General features: G+C 65.1%; 10 protein-coding genes and 3 pseudogenes. 9 read left to right on the top strand and 4 right to left on the bottom strand.

Translation table 11 applies throughout. The features are described from left to right. The first annotated feature begins 117 nt into the window (after positions 1-117). Entirely contained in the window at positions 118-867 is a 750-nt protein-coding gene (locus tag ACZ5KU_RS15340; protein ID WP_054059502.1) for a TetR/AcrR family transcriptional regulator, read from the top strand. A gap of 6 nt (positions 868-873) precedes the next feature. Here ACZ5KU_RS15340 and ACZ5KU_RS15335 read toward each other — a convergent pair whose 3' ends face one another. Continuing rightward, a complete protein-coding gene (locus ACZ5KU_RS15335) occupies positions 874-2,646 on the bottom strand; it encodes a M24 family metallopeptidase (protein ID WP_054059542.1) in 1,773 nt (590 codons plus the stop codon). Between ACZ5KU_RS15335 and pdxR the strand changes: the two genes are divergently transcribed. Continuing rightward, on the top strand, positions 2,647-4,227 hold the full coding sequence (gene pdxR, locus ACZ5KU_RS15330) for a MocR-like pyridoxine biosynthesis transcription factor PdxR (RefSeq protein ID WP_081006025.1): 1,581 nt from the start codon (positions 2,647-2,649) through the stop codon (positions 4,225-4,227). It abuts the gene before it with no gap. Here pdxR and ACZ5KU_RS15325 read toward each other — a convergent pair. Together ACZ5KU_RS15325 and ACZ5KU_RS15320 are read right to left on the bottom strand one after the other, a co-directional pair. Beyond that, positions 4,148-4,450 (bottom strand): DUF2388 domain-containing protein, encoded by a 303-nt coding sequence (locus ACZ5KU_RS15325; protein WP_054063294.1) that lies wholly within the window; start codon positions 4,448-4,450, stop codon positions 4,148-4,150. The genes pdxR and ACZ5KU_RS15325 overlap by 80 nt on opposite strands. Before the next feature lie 93 nt (positions 4,451-4,543). Next, positions 4,544-5,157, bottom strand: a pseudogene (locus ACZ5KU_RS15320) (TetR/AcrR family transcriptional regulator). A gap of 146 nt (positions 5,158-5,303) precedes the next feature. On the opposite strand from ACZ5KU_RS15320, the gene ACZ5KU_RS15315 reads away from it, so the two are divergent. The 5 genes from ACZ5KU_RS15315 to ACZ5KU_RS15295 all read left to right on the top strand — a co-directional run bounded on the left by ACZ5KU_RS15315 (position 5,304) and on the right by ACZ5KU_RS15295 (position 8,183). Continuing rightward, positions 5,304-5,744, top strand: a complete 441-nt coding sequence (locus ACZ5KU_RS15315) for a hotdog fold domain-containing protein (RefSeq protein WP_054059499.1) — start codon at positions 5,304-5,306, stop codon at positions 5,742-5,744. A gap of 94 nt (positions 5,745-5,838) precedes the next feature. After that, positions 5,839-6,246 carry a DUF2946 domain-containing protein gene (locus ACZ5KU_RS15310; RefSeq protein WP_081006023.1) on the top strand — a complete coding sequence of 136 codons (408 nt, stop codon included), beginning with the start codon at positions 5,839-5,841 and terminating at the stop codon, positions 6,244-6,246. Positions 6,247-6,352: 106 nt separating this feature from the next. Beyond that, positions 6,353-6,958, top strand: coding sequence for an SCO family protein (locus ACZ5KU_RS15305; protein WP_054059497.1), 606 nt, complete (start codon positions 6,353-6,355; stop codon positions 6,956-6,958). 72 nt (positions 6,959-7,030) lie between these two features. Further along, positions 7,031-7,459: a copper chaperone PCu(A)C gene (locus ACZ5KU_RS15300; RefSeq protein WP_416769004.1), complete on the top strand. Its 429-nt coding sequence runs from the start codon at positions 7,031-7,033 to the stop codon at positions 7,457-7,459. Between the two features lie 205 nt (positions 7,460-7,664). Then, a complete protein-coding gene (locus ACZ5KU_RS15295; protein ID WP_416769003.1) occupies positions 7,665-8,183 on the top strand; it encodes a cytochrome P460 family protein in 519 nt (172 codons plus the stop codon). A gap of 544 nt (positions 8,184-8,727) precedes the next feature. Here the strand turns inward: ACZ5KU_RS15295 and ACZ5KU_RS15290 are convergent. Then, positions 8,728-9,603: an NAD(P)-dependent oxidoreductase gene (locus tag ACZ5KU_RS15290; RefSeq protein WP_416769002.1), complete on the bottom strand. Its 876-nt coding sequence runs from the start codon at positions 9,601-9,603 to the stop codon at positions 8,728-8,730. A gap of 543 nt (positions 9,604-10,146) precedes the next feature. Between ACZ5KU_RS15290 and ACZ5KU_RS15285 the strand changes: the two are divergent. Together ACZ5KU_RS15285 and ACZ5KU_RS15280 are read left to right on the top strand one after the other, a co-directional pair. Further along, positions 10,147-13,193 (top strand): annotated as a pseudogene (locus ACZ5KU_RS15285) (amino acid adenylation domain-containing protein); the annotation flags it as partial. Between the two features lie 60 nt (positions 13,194-13,253). Continuing rightward, positions 13,254-18,296: pseudogene (locus tag ACZ5KU_RS15280) on the top strand (amino acid adenylation domain-containing protein); the annotation flags it as partial. Positions 18,297-18,298: the final 2 nt, after the last annotated feature.

The following is an 18,298-nucleotide window of genomic DNA, read 5'->3' as shown; positions in this document are numbered from 1 at the left end:
GGGTAACGAATCCGCGAGAAGCTTGCGTTCCAAGGCTTTCAGAGGTATAAAAAATCAAATTTATTTTTAAAACGCTGTTCGTTCGGTCAGCTATCTCCTTGCAAAGGCTTCCCATCCATGGTCGCAAAGAAACTCAGCGCTCCCAATGTCACCAAGACTCGCTTGCTGGACGCCACGGAAGAACTGTTTACCAAGTACGGCTATGACGCCGTGCTGCTGCGCCAGATCACCGAACGAGCCCAGGTCAACCTGGCCGCCGTGAACTACCACTTCGGGGACAAGGACTCGCTGATGACGGCGCTGCTCGAACAGCGCCTGGGCCCCCTCAACGAACAACGCCTGGAACTGCTGGCCCGCTGCGAAGAGCAGGCTGACGGCCCGCTGGACTGCGAGACTCTGCTCGGCGTGCTGTTCGCCCCGGCGATGGGCCTGGAGCGCAGTGGCTCCGGTGAGCAAGGGCGGTCCTTCGTGCGTTTTCTCGGGCGGGTCTACAGCGATACTTCGCCCTTCATCCAGGAATACCTCAAGGAACACTACCAGCCGGTGTTCGAGCGTTTCTTCAATGCCTTCGCCCTGGCCTTGCCGGACATGCCGCGCAACGAGGTCGGCGTACGCCTGCAGTTTGCCCTCAAGGCCATCTCCGGGGTGATCGCCGGTACCGAGCTGCGCTTTCTGATGCAGGCCATGAGCCTCGGCCGGCCGGCGACGGATGCCGAGGTCATGGCCAAGCTGATCAGCCTGGTGTCGGCGGCGATTCATGCGCCGATGCAGGACCAGCAGGCGACCAGCGCCCTGGACCGGGTACTGGAAACCCAGCACGAAATCCGCCAGGGTCACTCGGCGGGCGCCAAGGTGGCGAGCAAGTAGCGCGGTTCATGGCGCTGCCCGGTCGGCCGTGAGCGCCTGGCCGGGCTGGCCGATCAGCACATCCTCGAAGAACCCGCCGATGGCCTCGGTGGGGTGACGCAGCTGGATCTCCAGCACCCAGAGCCTCTCGCTCGGCACGATGTCCAGATCCGCCAGGGTCGCGGGACCGTGCAGGGCGTGGGGAAAGTCGGTCAGTCGGTGGCCGGCGAGATTGCGTTCCAGCAGCCAGCCCTTGGCTTCGGCACGAGCCTGGGCGAAGTCGTACAGCTCGCGCCCGCTCAAACCGCCGCGCCAGGCCTGGCAGGTCTCCTCGAAGACTTCATGCAGGGCCTGGGTGCAGGCCTTGTGCAGTGGGTGGTCACCGAAGACGAACGTGTCACCGTAGTCGCCTTCATAACCATCCCAGACCGGGCCGAGGTCGACCACGGCGATATCGGTTGCCTGCAGCCTGCGCTGCAGATCCATGCCCTGGCGTGGTACGCGGATGGTATCGGGGCCGAAGCGCACGTAGGTCGGGTGCCAGGTGTGGGAGGCGCCCATGGCTTTCAGGTGCTGGTTGGCCATTTCCAGGGCTTCGCCGGTGGTCATGCCGACCCTGAGCTTGCTGACGATCTGGGCCAGGGCGCGTACCGACTGTTCGCGGGCCGCCAGCATACCTTCCAGGGAGTAACGCGGGCCGACCTGCTCCAGCACCGGGTCCCGTGGCCGTGCAGTGGCCGTGACGCCACTGGGTACGAAGGCCTCGGCGATGAACCGCTGTGGCGCCAGCCCGGCGGCGAGGCACTGGCTGCGCACCTCGCTGATCATCCGGCTGTTGCCGCAGGCGTAGACCTGCGCATCGGCCCAACGATGCCCATGCTGCAGCGCCACCTGTTGCAGCCGCGCCTGTGTGGACAATACCGCGAACCAGCGCAGTCGCGGATGTGCCCGGCTGGCGGCATCGAGGAATTCGCGATCGTAGAAGTCCTCCGCGCTCGATCCACCCCAGTACAAGGTGACTTCAGCCCCGTCGGCCAGGGCCCTGAGCAGCAGTGGCTTGATGCCGGCGTAGCCGGTGCCGCTGGCGAACAGCACGACCGGGCGCTGGCCATCGGGTTGCCAGGTGCAGGCCCCGAACGGCCCCTCCAGCGCCAGGCGCTGGCCGTTGTGCAATGAGTCGAGAACGCCTTCGGAAAAGACCCCACCCGGCACCCGACGAATATGGAACACCAGTCTGCCCTGGTCCTGTTCCGGCAGGTTGGCCACGGAAAAGCAGCGGCTGTCACCGTTATCGAGGCGAAACCTCAGGTACTGGCCGGCCCGCACTCGCAAGATATCGGTCGTTTCGGCCTGCAGCACCAACTCGCTGATATCGTGGCTGAGTGCGCGCTTGCCGAGCACCACGGCCGGGATTTCCAGGGTTGGCGTATCCAGCGACCAGCCGGGAATCTCCAGGCGCATATCGTTGCAGGCATGGCTCTGGCACAGCAGCGCCTCATCGGCGGCGAGAGGGAAGGAGGGCTGCGGATCGTCCGGGCCGAGCCGCTTGTCCCGGCGTTCGCCGCTGAGCACCTTGACCTTGCACGAGCCGCAGGCGCCGCGGCGACAGGAAAACGGCACCGGCAGACCGCTGGCGAGCATGGCGTCGAGCAACAGCTCGTCGCCGGCACTGAAGGTTTTGCCCGAGGGCGACAGTTCGATGACATGGCGATGGGGATGCATGGCGACCTCGGCACAGGGAAGACCCTCATTGTTGCGGTAGACTAGGACCATTAAAACCTCCAGTTCTGGAAACTTCAGATGGTCCAGTTGCGTAAATGGCGGCCCTTGCTCAATCTCGATGCGGACCCGGGCCAGGCATCCTATCGGCGGATCGTCGAAGGTCTGATAGCGGCCATCCGCGAGGGGCGCCTGCAACCCGGCAGCCTGTTGCCGGGCACACGGGAAATGGCGCAATTGCTCGACGTCAACCGCAAGACGGTGATCCTCGCGTACGAGGAGGCCATCACCCAGGGCTGGCTGGTCAGCGAAGCGCGCCGCGGCACCTTCGTCAACACGCAACTGGAAGCGATCGCGCCGTGCCAGGGCATAGCCCGGGACTTCGCTCCACGCCTGCTGACGGAACCGCCGGTGCCTTACCTGCAAGCCAGCCGTCGCGACCTGGCACTGCAGCGCCTGCCCGGTGCGCTGTTCTTCGACAACGGCGCCTCCGACCATCGCCTGCTGCCCCAGGCCGTACTGCACCGTTACTACCGCAATGCCCTGCGCAGCAGTTTTGCCGCCAACACCGTGCGTCATGGCAGTGATGGCAGCGATGACCTGTTGCGCACGGCCCTGGCCGAGATGCTCAGGAACAATCGCGGGTTATCGGTGAGTGCCGAGAACATCTGCCTGACCCAGGGCACCCAGATGTCGCTGTACCTGGCGGCCAGCGCGCTGATCCGGCCGGGTGACGTGGTGCTGGTGGAGCGCCTGAGTTATCCGCCGGCCTGGGCGGTGTTTCGTGCCCTGGGGGCCCGGCTGGTGACGGTCGACATCGACAGTGAAGGCTGCCAGGTGGACCAGATCGAAGCCTTGTGCCAGCAACACCGGGTGCGGATGATCTACCTCACGCCCCATCACCAGTTCCCGACCACCGTCAGTCTGCGGGCCGAGCGGCGGCAGAAGCTGCTGATGCTGGCCCGGCGTCACGACTTCTGCGTGATCGAGGAGGACTACGATCACGAATACCATTTCGAGGGCCGGCCCTATCTGCCGCTGGCCAGCGATACCGGGCAACGGCATGTGATCTATGTCGGTTCGTTGTCCAAGGCCCTCGGCTCGACCTTTCGCTGCAGCTTCGTCGTGGCGCCGGTCAATGTGATCCAGGTGCTGGAGCAGCGCAGCGCGCTGGTGGTGTCCCAGGGCGACGCGGTGATGCAGACGATGCTGGCGGCACTGATCAACGACGGCGAACTGAAAAAGCATCTGCGGCGGGTGTCGAAAACCTATCGGCAGCGGCGTGAAGTGCTTCAGGACAGCCTGATGAAGGCCTTCGGTGAGCGCATAGCCATCCGCCAGCCCCAGGGCGGCCTGGCTCTCTGGGTGGATTTCGAGGCCGGGACGGACGTCGACCGGCTGGTCGCACAGGCTCTGGAGCACAAACTGGTGGTGCGCAGCGGACGACAATTCTCGCCCCTGGATCTGCCGGAGAACGGCCTGCGCCTGGGGTTCGCCTCGCTGGATACGGACGAAATCCGCGAGGCCGTGCAACGCCTGGCGCAGGCCTCACGGCACGCCGTTCGCCAACAGCAGCCAGGCGTCAAGGCTGCAGCAGAATCGCTTCGGCCAGTTCCTGGTCGGTGGCCTGCAGGCCCGGATGTTCCTGGCGAATCTGCCTGAGAGCCGCTTCCAGGTAGGCGCCGCGTATCGCGCCGCCACTGGCGATGAAGCTGGAGGCCTCATCGCGGGAAGGGGCCACCGTCTTCTTGTCCTTCTTGAAGGTGGAATAGAGCGACGCCGATATCCCGGCCGAGGTCGCAATATCACCGGCATCGACCCTGGCGAGGGCATGACCGGCAGGAAGCAGGGCAGCAATTGAAATGACCAGCACTACGCGACGCATGATCGTACGCTCCTGGAATTCAGGGAAGGTGTTACACCTTAGAGCGTAGTTGTTGGCGCAGCACGGCATCGCCCGCTTATCGGACGCGGACCGTCAGCGCCGCACCGACCGCCAGGCCGCTTCGGCCAGCTCGTGGCGGTAGGTCCGTGGGGAGTGCTCGACCCGCCCGGCCAACCAGGCCCGGCAATAGTTTTCCGCCGGGCCGACAATCAGCGAAAGCAGCAGCTCCCTGGGAATCTCCAGCCGTTCATCGCCATCGACCGTGGCCGCCAAGCGCTCGCGCAACTGTCGGTTGCGGACCTTGTTGCGGGCCGCCAACTCATCGGCGAACGGCCCCTTGCTCACCACGAACCGCGCCTGGTACTGGAAGCGCGCCCATTGCGGCTGGTCGTCGACCCAGTCCACATAGCTGTGGACCAGGCCCTGCAACAGTTCCTTGAGGGTTCGCGCCTCGGCCAGGTGGGTCTCGCGCAACCGGGCCTGATCATCCAGCGCGGCGAAGAACAGGGCCGCGACCAACCCTCCTTGTTGCCGAAGTGGTGATAGATCGCCCCCACGCTGGTATCGCAGGCCACCCGGATGGTCTCGATGGTGCTGGCCTCGATGCCCTGTTCGTTGAAGCACGACAGCGCCTGTCTGAGGATCGCCCGTTTCAGTTCGGCCCTGCGGCCCGGGTAGCAACGTTCCAGCAGATCGGGATTTTCCATCGGGGGCAGCCTTGTAGTGGGCGGGAGAGGGCGCGGGGCCCGGTTCGGGAAACTGGTCTAGCTTGACAGATTTTTCCGATGCGGAATATTGTTCTTTTACAGAATAATATTCTGTTTAATTCGTTCACCTTCTGGAGAGTTGCCAAATGAGTCAATCCCTGAACATGTTCACAGCGGTAGGGCCGGAGAAATTCAGCCAGATGACCTGCCAGATGGCACCGTATTTCAGCACCATCGAGCCGTTGGTCAGTGAGCTGCGTGCCGGGCATTCGGTGGTACAGGTGCCCTTTCGCCGGGAAATCACCAATCACCTGGGCACCGTCCACGCCATTGCCCTGTGCAATGCCGCCGAACTGGCGGCGGGGCTGATGACCGATGTCTCGATTCCCGCTGGTGCGCGCTGGATTCCCAAGGGCATGAGTGTCGAGTACCTCGCCAAGGCCAAGACCGCCGTACGCACCGTGGCCGATGGCAGTGCGGTGGACTGGCTGACGCCGGGTGACAAGATCGTGGCGGTCGACACTTTCGATGAGGCGGGTGTCAGGGTGTTCACGGCGCGGATCACCATGAACGTCAAGCTGTCCTGAGGACTGAAAGGGCACATGAACGGCGCCGCTGCTCGTGTGCCATTTTGTCGCACCGGCCGACGTCGGCAGGGCGACAGTGGTAAATTGCCTGCCCATGACCTCCTTTCTTCCCCCGGGAACATTCAGGCGCCGCACTGGAGCCTGGCTGAGCCTGTTCGCCATGCTGCTGGTGTTCGCCGGCCCGTTGATCGGGCAGGTGTCCAGCCAGGCCCGTGCGCCGCAGGTGACCCTGGAGGATCTCTGTGGTGGCCCTCCAGCAGGTTCCGGCCTGTTGCCGGAGCGCAGTCCCGCACCTTCCCCGCATCACCTCGCGCTCTGGGAAAAATGCGGCTATTGCTCGCTGCTGTTCCAGCATCCGGCATTGGCCGATTCCCATGGCGCGCTGTTCCTGGGCCCAGTCCCGCCGCCCGGCTACCCCGGTATTGCGTTCAGCCCGCAGCGGGCCGTCGCGCCGGTCTTTCCCGGCTCTCGCTCGCGTGCGCCACCCCGGGCCCGTGCCTGACCCATCCTTGTCAATCGTGGTCGGCAGCGTGACTGTGCGCAGTGGCGCCAGAGCAGCAGGCCATCACCCCTTGCGTTGCACAAAGGCTACCTAGAGGGCCGTTTACATGAATGAGTTATTGACTCGCCGCCAGGTCGTTGCCGGCCTCGGGGTTCTCGGGCTTGGATTGCTGGCCGGCTGCGACAGCTCCGGCAAGCTGACCTACAAGTACGGCAAGGACCTGAGCGACGAGATCCTCGGGCGCAAGTTCAAGCTCAAGGACACCCAGGGCAACGTCACCCTGCTCGGCAGTTTCAGCGGCCTGATGCCGATGATCTTCTTCGGCTTCACCCAGTGCCCGGCGGTTTGCCCGACGGCGCTGGCTCGCGCGGCCCGCGCCAAGAAACTGATGGGCCCGGACGGCGACAAGCTGCAGGTGGTATTCATCACCCTCGACCCGGAACGCGACACGCCGCAGGTGCTCGACGCCTACGTCAAGGCGTTCGACCCGAGCTTCGTCGCCCTGTACGGCACCCTGGAAGAAACCGCGCAGACCGCCAAGGAATTCAAGGTGTTCTACGAAAAGATCCCGGCTGGCGACAGCTATACGCTGTCCCACACCGCGACCAGTTTTGTCTACGACAGCCGCGGTCGTCTGCGTCTGGGCCTGTCGCCGTCGCTGACCGCCCAGCAATGCGCGGAAGATCTGCTCACCGTCATGTCGGTCTGCTGACAGGCGCTATCTAGAAAAATTCGAGATAATCAAATGAAGTCATTGAAATATATAGTTTTTTCAATTTTTGGAATGATCAGCCTGCACGCTTCGGCACACACCCTGGTGCAAGACGCCTGGGTCCGTGCCACCGTGCCGGGACAACCCTCCACCGGTGCCTTCATGCGCATCACTTCGGCTGAAGGGGGCAAGCTGCTGGAGGCGAAATCGCCCGTCGCCAGACTGGTGCAGATCCACGAGTCGAAGATGCAGAACGACATCATGAGCATGCAGCCGGTCGCTTCCGTCGAGTTGCCAGCCGGCAAGACCGTCGACATCGCACCCGAGGGTTACCACATCATGCTGATGAACCTGGTCGGTCAGGTGAAGGAGGGTGACAGTGTGCCGCTGACCCTGGTGGTCGAGAACGCCAAGGGCGTGAAGGAGTCGATCGAGGTCAAGGCCACGGCCCGTGCCCTGACCGAAATGCCGATGCACGATCATGGCAATATGACTCACTGACAAACCTTTTGCGGTTTTGGCAGAAAACGCCCCGGCAGGTCGAACCTGTCGGGGCGTTTGCATTGGCGGCCGCTGTCTGGTGTATCACAGTGTATCCGGGGCCGCCATTGATACATTGGCCGGCTTTTCGAGGGTTTGCGGACACCTACGCGATACATGGCTGCGATTGACTGTGAAGCCTCCCAGGCACACAGGAAATGCTGACATGAAATGGCTTTATAGCGGATTGGCCGCGGCGGGCGTGGCCCTGTCGGTGGGCATCGCCCTGGCGGCACCGGCGTCGAACAGCGCATCCAACGCGGAAAATGCTTCGCCGATCTATGGCGTGACCATCCCCGATGGCTATCGCCAATGGGAACTGGCGGCACCTTCACTGCAAGGACCGCCGCTGAACGAACTGCGGGCGATCCTCGGCAACCCGACGGCGCTCAAGGCCTACCGCAGCAACGACACCCGGCCGTTCCCCGACGGCACCATCCTCGCCAAACTGGCCTGGAAGCATATGCAGTCGCCCGAGGCGGCCAGTGCCCTGGTCCCGGCGGACTCGACCACCGTGCAATTCATGGTCAAGGATTCGAAGAAATATGCCGCCACGGGCGGTTGGGGTTTTGGCCGCTTCATCAACGGCAAGCCGGCCGATGTGAGCCAGCATGAAACCTGCTTCGCCTGTCACCAGGCCTTGGTCAAGGATCGTGACTACGTGTTTACACGATTGGCGCGTTGAAGGCAGCTCGTTCGCGCGAATCCCAAAACCGGATCAGCCAGCCGCTTGCGCTTCTGGCTGATCCGGTTTTGGCGCTGTTCCCCGCTGGCCCATTCGCGGGCAAGCCTGGCTCTTACAGAGCTGCGGCATTCACAATATCCTGGTACACCGAGAGACTGTAGGAACAGGGCTTGTCGGAACGTCGTACCGCCGCGAAGCTTTTGCTGTTGATCTCGCTTTGGCTTTTGCCTTGGCTTTTGATCTTGCTTTTGATCCACCGGCCCCGTTCCCAGCCGGCTGAGTGGAGGTCCTGTTTCGAGAGTCGCCCGGCAGGGATGCCGGGCGAGCCGTGTTGGGCCATGGATGGCCCGTCACGGCGTGCTCTCGAAACAGGGCCGGAGCGAAGGAACCCCTCGCGTAGCGAGGGGCCAATGGAGGGGCAAGCGTTTTTGGTTACTTTTGCCGCTTGGCAAAAGTGACTCGCCCGTGAAGGGCGAAACCGACACATCAGCTAAACGCGCAAATGGATATGCCCACGAGAGAAGCCTTAACGCCAGGGCTCCTGCTAACCTTGACCAACCCGCCGCTCCATGACCCGAGCCAGCACCGCCAGATCCATATCCCCCTCGCCATGCTCCACCGCATCGACCAGGTTGTCCCGAATCAACTCCGCACTTGGCATCGGCACCGAAACACTGCGCGCCGCCTCCAGAATCAGATTGACATCCTTGAGCCCCAACACCGCCTTGAACGCCGCATTCCCATATTCACTGCGGCCGATCAGCGCCCCATACCCGGAGTAGACCGGCCCCGGAAAGATCGTGGTCGAAATCAGATCGATCAGCGCCGCCGACTCCAGGCCATGCCCCTTGACCAGGCTGGCCGCCTCGGCCATGGCCTCGACTGCGGACACCAGCAGAAAGTTGGTCGCCAGCTTCATCGCATTGGCACTGGCCACACGCTCACCCAGGCGCCAGGTCTTGCGCCCGATCAGGTCGAACAGCGGCTGCACCTGATCCAGCGCCGCCGCCGGCCCCGCAGCCAGGATATTCAGGTCCCCGGCAATCGCCACATTCGGCCGGCCCATCACCGGCGCGGCGATATAGGTCAGCCCCCGGGCCTGGTGCAACCCGGCCAGTTCCTCGGCAAAGTCCACCGCAATGGTCGCCAGGTTCACGTGAATCAGTGGCGCCCTGAGTTCATCGAGCAAACCGGAGTCGAGCAGCACCGAACGCATCGCCTGGTCATGGGCCAGCATGCTGAACACCACGTCCACTTCGAAGGCCTGGCGCGGCTGCATGGCCGCCTGGGCGCCGAGTTCCACCAGTGCCTGCACCGGTGCGGGCGAACGGTTCCACACCCACAGTTCATGGCCGGATTTCAGCAGGTTGCTGGCGATGGCCTGGCCCATGCTGCCCAGGCCGACGAAACCGATTTTCATGAAGACACACTCCTGACGAAAGGGGATGGCATGGACGGCATCCGCCGCCCGACACGCTATTGAGCACAGCGGCAAGCGTCTGGAGTATGTCAAGAATCCTCCAGCATGCCTCGAAAGGTATCGGCTGCCGACTTCGATACATTGCCATACAGTGCAAACGCCGTAATGGCCTGGGTCGCACGCGGTTCCGCGCCCTGCATGAGCCAGGCGGTCAGGAGAGAAAAAGCGCGAAATCCCTTCATGAACGACGCAAGTTTGTATTTCCACCCAACAAAATTCGTGGTTATTATCCATCCGCGCTGTGGGACAGAATCCCCTCCAGTGTAAGAAGATTGCTACGGACAGCACAGTCCAGGCAGTCGCAGCCGATCGGGTCGACCCTAGCGCTGTCATCCCTGCGCAGGCCTCGTCACTGATCGTGAATCCTCCAGGGAATGAGAGGCTTGAATTGGTCAGAGAACCGAACGCCGCGCTTATCCAGCAATTGTTCGAATCCCGGGTCCTGCGTGATCCCTCGGCCCCGGCGCTGGGTTTCAGGGGCAGGTGCTGAGTTACCAGCAACTCAACACCCGGGCCAATCGCCTGGCACACCACCTGCGTTCAGCCGGTGTCGGGCCCGATACACGGGTCGCCCTGTGCCTGCAGCGTTCGCCGCAGATGCTGGTCGCCGTGCTGGCCGTGCTCAAGGCCGGCGGCGCCTATGTCCCGCTGGACCCCACATACCCCGCACAACGCCTCGCACACATGCTGGCCGACTGCACGCCGCGGCTGGTGCTGACCCATGCCCCGGCGCTCGTCGGCCTGAACCCGGCGCTGGCCGGCCTGGCCGAACAGCCCGTGGTGCTCGACCTGGCCGACGAGGCCGCCTGGGCCGACTGTCCGGCGGACAACCTGCCGGCCCAGGCCCTTGGCCTGAACGATCGTCACCTGGCCTACGTCATCTACACCTCGGGTTCCACCGGCCTGCCCAAGGGTGTGCTGCTCGAACATCGCGGACTGGTCAACCTGGCCCGGGTCCAGGGCCCGCTGTTCGCCGTCGGGCCCGGCGACCGGGTGCTGCAATTCGCTTCCTTCAGTTTCGATGCCTCGGTGTTCGAATGGGTCATGGCCCTGAGCCATGGCGCCTGCCTGGAGATCGTCGAGCCGGGCACATTGTTGCTCGGCGACAACCTGGCGCAGGTGCTGCGCGAGCGGCACATCAGCCATGCGACCCTGCCACCGCTGGTGCTGGCCGGGCTCGGCGACCCCGCCGCATTGCCCGAGCTGGTGACCCTGGTGCTCGCGGGCGAGGCGCCGAACCCGGCCCTGGCGGCCACCTGGGCCAAGGGCGGCGGCTGTTCAACGCCTATGGCCCGACCGAAACCACCATCTGGGCCACGGTCTATCGTTGCGACGAACACCACGACCCGCAATCGCCCGTGCCGATCGGCGAACCGATCGGCCAGGCCAGCGCCATCCTGCTGGACGAGGCGGGCACGCCGGTGCGCCCGGGCGAGGTGGGTGAGCTGTTCATCGGCGGTATCGGCGTCGCCCGGGGCTACCTGAATCGTCCGCAATTGACCGCCGAACGTTTTGTCGACAGCCCTTTCGCCCCCGGCGAACGCCTGTATCGCACCGGCGACCTGGCGCGTTTCGACGCCGACGGCCAATTGCTGTTCCTCGGCCGCAGCGATTTCCAGGTCAAGGTGCGCGGTTTCCGTATCGAGCCTGGCGAAATCGAGGCCTGTCTGGACAGCTTGCCGGGTGTCGAAGAGTCCCTGGTGATCGTCCGCGAAGACACACCGGGGGAACGCCGGCTGGTGGCCTACTACCGGGCGGCGGACGACATCAGCCCGCAGCGGTTGCGTGAGCACGCCCGGCAGAGCCTGCCCGAACACATGCTGCCGGCGGCCTGTGTACGCCTGACGCACTGGCCGCTGAATGCCAACGGCAAGCTCGATCGCCAGGCCTTGCCGGTGCCGGATGCCACTGCGCTGATCAGTCGCGAATATGTCGCGCCGGCAGACGGGCTGGAACAGTGGCTGGCGGATATCTGGGCGCAAGTGTTGAAGGTCGATCGGGTAGGGCGCGAGGACAATTTCCTGGCCCTGGGCGGCGACTCCCTGAGTGCCTTGCAGATCACTGTCAGGGTACGCGAACAGGGCGGTCGGCACCTGCCGCTCAAGAGCCTGTTTCTCGAGGGCACGTTGCGCCAGGTGGCACGGCAACTGAGCGAACCCCTGGCCGCTGGCCCGGCCGTTGTCACCGAAGCGTCGCCTATCGCCCCGCTGTCCTACCAGCAGAGCGGCGTCTGGTGGCTGAACAAGGTGTCCGACGCCCGGGCCTATCACGCCCAGAGCGTGATCAGCATCCATGGCCGGCTCGACGAACCGTTGCTGCAACGTTGCCTCGACGAGATCGTCAGCCGTCACGAGATCTTGCGCACCACCTTCCATGACGACGGCGAAGGCGTGCCGTATCAGCGTGTACATGACCAGGCCCGGGCCGCGCTGGCCTGCATCGATATCCCGGCGGAGGATGAACAGGCGTTCATCGAACGGGTCGAGCAGGAGGTGCACCGCGCCATCGACGTCGCATGCCTGCCACTGGTGCGCTGGCTGCTGGTCCGACGCGGGGCCGAGGCCTATGCCCTGGTGCATATCGAGCACCATTTCGTGCACGACGGCTGGAGCGCCAACCTGTTCCTCGAAGAACTGCTGCATCTCTACCAGTACCATCACGGTGATCGCAGCGACCCGCTGCCGTTACCTGGGGCGCAATACGGCGAATACGCCCGCTGGCAACAGAGTGAGGCGGCCGAGGCCGAATACGAACGGCAGATGCGCTTCTGGAGGCAGCAACTGCAGGACGCGCCGTTCACCCTGCCGCTGCCCACCGATTTTCCCAGGCCGGCGCAACGCAGCGGGCGGGGCCGGCAGTTGCGCTTCGAACTGCCGGCCGAGCTGGCCGCCAGGCTGCGTCAGTTCAGTGATGCCGAGGGGGTGACGGTCTTCACCACGCTGTTCACCGTGTTCCAGCTGTGGCTGGGACGGCGCTGCGGTATCGAGGACTTCCTGGTCGGCTCCGCCGTGGCCAACCGCAAGTCGGTGGCCTACGAGCGTTGCCTGGGGATGTTCGTCAACAGCGTGGTGATCCGTGCCGATCTCGGCGGTGCGCCGACCTTCCGCGAGCTGCTGGGGCGTACTGCCGAGCGCATGCTCGATGTCTACGACCACGAAAGCCTGCCTTTCGAACGCCTGGTGCGCGAGTTCCAGCCCAGCCGCTCGCTGTCGCGCAACCCGCTGTTCCAGGTGGCCTTCAGTTTCCACAACTCGCAGACCCCGCAACTCAAGGGACCGGGCTTCGACCTCTCGCTGTTCGAGGCCTACAGCAACCAGACGGCGAAATTCGACATCGAGGTGGTGGTGATTCCCCGGGGCACCCGGGCCGACAACCTCGACACTCTGTCGCTGCTCTGGAACTACTCGGCTGATCTGTTCAAGGAAGAAACCATGACCCGCTTGCGCGACAACTACCTGGCGTTGCTGGGGCAGTGCCTGGATGCACCGGAACGCCGCCTCGACAGCGACTCGGTGATCGGTGCCGAAGAACGTCACCGGCTGCTGACCGAATGGAACCCGGTCACGCCTGCCGAGCCGCCGCCACGTTGCCTGCACCAGCTGTTCGAGGAGCGGGTGGCGCTCGATCCCTGGGCACCGGCGGTCAGCCTCGAAGGCCAGACCCTCGGCTATGGCGAACTGAACGCCCGGGCCAACCGCCTGGCGCGCTACTTGCGAACCCTTGGCGTCGGCCCGGATGTGCTGGTGGGGCTGTGTGTCGAGCGTTCTCTGGACATGCTGGTCGGCCTGCTGGCGATCCTCAAGGCCGGCGGTGCCTACGTGCCGCTCGATCCGGTGTATCCGAGCGAGCGCCTGAACCTGTTGCTCGCCGACAGCAGCCCGGCAGTGGTGCTGACCCACGCCGCCGCCAGGCCGAGCCTGACCGCCGCCTGCAAGGGCCTGGCCAGCAAGCCACGCCTGCTGGACCTGGAAGTCGATGCCACGCGCTGGGCCGAACGGCCCGCCGACAATCTCGATCCGCAGGAACAGGGCCTGACCCCGAACCACCTGGCCTACGTGATCTACACCTCCGGTTCCACCGGCACGCCCAAGGGCGTGATGATCGAACACGCCCAGGTGGCGCGGCTGTTCAGCAGCACCGCCCGACAGTTCGAGTTCAACGCCGACGATGTCTGGACGCTGTTCCATTCCTTCGCCTTCGATTTCTCGGTCTGGGAGATCTGGGGCGCGCTGCTGCATGGCGCACGCCTGGTGATCGTGCCGACCCTGACCAGCCGCACCCCGGCGGATTTCTACCAGTTGCTCTGCGAGCAGGGCGTGACGGTCCTCAACCAGACCCCGAGCGCTTTCCGCAGCCTGCTCGGTGCCCAGGCGCGCAGCACTGCGGCCCACAGCTTGCGCCAGGTGATCTTCGGCGGCGAAGCACTGGAGATGACCACGCTCAAGCCCTGGTTCGCCGATCCGCGCAACAGCGACACGCAACTGGTCAACATGTACGGCATTACCGAAATCACCGTGCATGCCACCTACCTGGCGCTGCGGGCCGAAGACGCCGAGCAGACCGGCAGCCCCATCGGCCGGCCCCTGGCGGACCTGCGCTGCTACCTGCTCGGCAGCGCCGGACAGTTGCTGCCGATCGGTGCCGAGGGCGAGATCCACATCGGCGGAGCCGGGGTTGCCCGCGGTTACCTGAACCGCGCGCAACTGACGGCCGAGCGTTTTATCGACAACCCGTTCGTTCCGGGTGAGCGCCTGTACCGCACCGGCGACCTGGCGCGCTACCGTGCCGATGGCAGCCTGGAATTCCTGGGCCGTAACGATTTCCAGGTGAAGATCCGCGGGTTCCGGATCGAACTGGGCGAAGTCGAAGCCTGCCTGGCACGCTGCGCCGGGGTGCGCGATGCGCTGGTGATCGCCCGCGAGGACCCGCCGGGCGAACCACGACTGGTGGCGTACTACACGGTCGTCGACGGTGCCGTGCCGACGGTCCAGGAACTGCGCGGGCAACTGGCGGCGGCACTGCCGGAGCACATGGTCCCGGCCGCCTATGTCAGCCTGCAAGCCCTGCCGCTGACCGCCAACGGCAAGCTCGACCGCAAGGCACTGCCGGCGCCTGACGACAATGCCTTCGGCACGCGCCCCTTCAGTGCTCCGCAAGGTCCGGTGGAAATCGCCCTGGCCGAAGCCTGGGCCCATGTGCTCGGTCGCGAGCGGATCGGCCGCGATGACAACTTCTTCGCCCTGGGCGGGCATTCGCTGTCGGCCCTGCGGGTCCTCGAGCGCCTGCGACGACAGGGCATCGAACTCGATGCCCGACTGATGTTCAGTGTCCCGGTGCTGCGCGAACTGGCCGCCGGGGTCGAAGTGGCGGAACTGGCCGCCCCCATTCCGGCCAATGCCATCGTTCGTGGCCAGCCGATCACCCCTGACTGCCTGCCGCTGGTCAGCCTGACGCAAGCACAGATCGACGCCATCCTGGCCACGGTGCAGGGCGGTGCGGACAACGTCCAGGATATCTACCCGTTGTCGCCGTTGCAGGAAGGCATGCTGTTCCACCACCTGATGGCGCGCAACGGCGATCCCTACCTGCTCTGGTGCCTGATGAGCTTCAGCGACCGGCCGACCCTGGAACGTTATGTACGGGCGCTGCAAAGCGTGATCGAGCGCCACGACATCCTGCGTACCTCGGTGTTCTGGGATGACCTGGAAGAGCCGGTGCAGGTGGTCTGGCGTCAGGTCGACGGCCTGGTCGAGGAGCTGCAGCTGGATCCGGCCGAGGGTGATATCGCCACGCAATTGCGCCAGCGCTTCGATCCCCGGCAATTCCGCCTGCCGCTGGACCGTGCGCCGCTGATGCGCCTGGTCATCGCCCGGGACGAGGCCAACGACCGCTGGCTCGGCCTGCGCCTGTTCCATCACATCATTGACGACAACACTTCGCTGAAACAGCTCAATGCCGAGGTCGAGGCAGTGCTTGACGGCAAGGCGGCCAGCCTGTTGCCGGCGCTGCCGTACCGCAACTTCATTGCCCAGCGGATCAGGGGCGGCGACCAGCAGGCCCAGGAACAGTTCTTCCGCGGTATGCTGGCCGGCATCAGTCAACCGTCGGCACCGTTCGGCCTGCTCGATATCCAGGGCGATGGCAGCGGGGTCAACGAGGCCCGGTTGATGCTTGACAATGGCCTGGGCCAGCGCCTGCGGCAGTCGGCCCAGGCCCTGGGAGTGAGCCCGGCCAGCCTGTTCCATGTCGCCTGGGGCCAGGTGGTGGCGCACACTTCCAGTCGCCACGACGTGATCTTCGGCACCGTATTGTTCGGTCGCCTGTACGGCGGCGAGGGCGCCGAGCGCATCCTCGGGCCGTTCATCAACACCTTGCCGATCCGCATCGACCTGGCCGCCGAGGGCGTGGCCGCCTGCGTGCGCCGCACCCATGGGCTGCTGACTCAACTGTTCGAGCACGAACACGCCTCGCTGGCCCTGGCCCAGCGGTGCAGTGCCATCGCCTCGCCAACGCCGCTGTTCACCAGCCTGCTCAACTATCGCCATAGCGAACGGGCCACCGAGGGCGGTGACTCGACTTCCGGCGCCTGGAAGGGCATCGAGGTGCTGGGCGGCGAAGAACGCACCAACTACCCGCTGGTGCTGGCCGTGGACGACAGCGGCGAAGGTTTCCGCATCGGCGCCCAGGTCTGCGCGGCACTGGATGCACAACGCACCTGCGCGATGATGCGGCAGGCGCTGGAAAGCCTGGTCCGGGCCCTTGAAGAGGCACCGCAAAGCCGTGCCGACCGGCTGGATATCCTGCCGCCGGAGGAGCGTCGGCAGTTGTTGCAGACCTGGAATCCACCCGCGCCGCACACCGGCGTCAGCGACTGCCTGCACCCAGCGTTCGAGCGGCAGGTCGCCCGCCAGCCTTCGGCAATGGCGGTGAGCTTCGAGGGCACGAGCCTCAGCTATGGCGAGCTGAATGCCCGGGCCAACCGCCTGGCCCATCACCTGCGCCAGCGCGGGGTGGGTCCGGAAGTGCGGGTCGGGCTGTGTGTCGAGCGCTCCCTGGAGATGCTGGTGGGCCTGCTCGCCATCCTCAAGGCCGGCGGCGCTTATGTGCCGCTGGATCCGGCGTATCCCGCCGAGCGCCTGGCCTATCTGCTGCAGGACAGTGGGGTGGCGCTGGTGCTCGTTCATCAGGCCACGCGCACGCTGTTGGCCGAGCCGCTTCACGCTCTGGCGAATGCTCCCGAATGCCTGGAACTGGATCGTGAAACCTGGGCCGACGGCCCGGCGGACAACCTCGACCCGGCGCGCCTGGGCCTGACCCCGGCCAACCTGGCCTATGTCATCTATACCTCCGGCTCCACCGGCCAACCCAAGGGCGTGATGATCGAGCACCGTCAGGTGGCCAGGCTGTTCGCCAGCACCGCGGCGCAGTTCGCATTCAATGCCGGCGATGTGTGGACCCTGTTCCATTCCTTCGCCTTCGACTTCTCGGTCTGGGAAATCTGGGGCGCACTGTTGCACGGCGGGCGCCTGGTGATCGTCCCGGCGTCGACCTGTCGCGCTCCGGCAGACTTCTACCGGCTGCTCTGCGAGCAGCAGGTGACCGTGCTGAACCAGACGCCCAGCGCCTTCCGTGGCCTGCTGCAAGCCCAGGGCCGCAGCGAGGCGACCCACAGCCTGCGTTGCGTGGTGTTCGGTGGCGAGGCGCTGGAAACCACTCTGCTCAAGCCGTGGTTCGCCGACCCGCGCAACAGCGACACGCAACTGGTGAACATGTACGGCATCACCGAGATCACCGTGCATGCCACCTACCTGGCACTGCGCGCCGAAGATGCCGAGCGTTCCGGCGCCAGTGCCATTGGCCGGCCGCTGGCGGACCTGCGTTGCTATCTGCTCGATGCGGCGGGGCAACCGGTGCCGATCGGTGTCGAAGGCGAGATCCACATCGGCGGTGCCGGCGTTGCCCGCGGCTACCTGAACCGCGCGCAACTGACCGCCGAACGCTTCATCGACAGCCCCTTCGTCGCTGGCGATCGCCTGTACCGCACCGGCGACCTGGCGCGCTACCGCGCCGATGGCAGCCTGGAATACCTGGGGCGTAACGACTTCCAGGTGAAGATCCGCGGCTACCGTATCGAACTGGCTGAAATCGAAGCCTGCCTGGGCGGCTGTCCGGGCGTGCGCGAGGCGGCGGTGATCGCCCGCGATGAGCAACCGGGCGAACCGCGGCTGGTGGCCTACTACACGGTGGCCGATGGGGCCGCACCGGCTGTCCATGAGCTGCGCACGCAGTTGGCGGCAGCGTTGCCGGAGCACATGGTGCCCGCCGCCTACGTACGCCTCGACTGCCTGCCGCTGACCACCAACGGCAAGCTCGACCGCCAGGCGCTGCCGCGGCCCGACGAAACCGCCTATGCGCTGCAGACCCATGTGGCGCCGAGCACCCCGATCGAACGGGCTCTGGCCGAGATCTGGTGCGAGGTGCTGCGCTGCGAGCGGGTCGGTCTCACCGACAACTTCTTCCAACTGGGTGGTCACTCGTTGCTGGCGACCCGCATCGTCGCCCGTATCGACGATCTGCTGGGCATCGAGTTGCCGATGCGGGTGATGTTCGATCATCCGACCATCGAGGCGCTGCT

Source organism: Pseudomonas sp. Tof1 (genome assembly GCF_055390395.1).
This window is presented reverse-complemented; position numbering and strand designations above follow the sequence as displayed.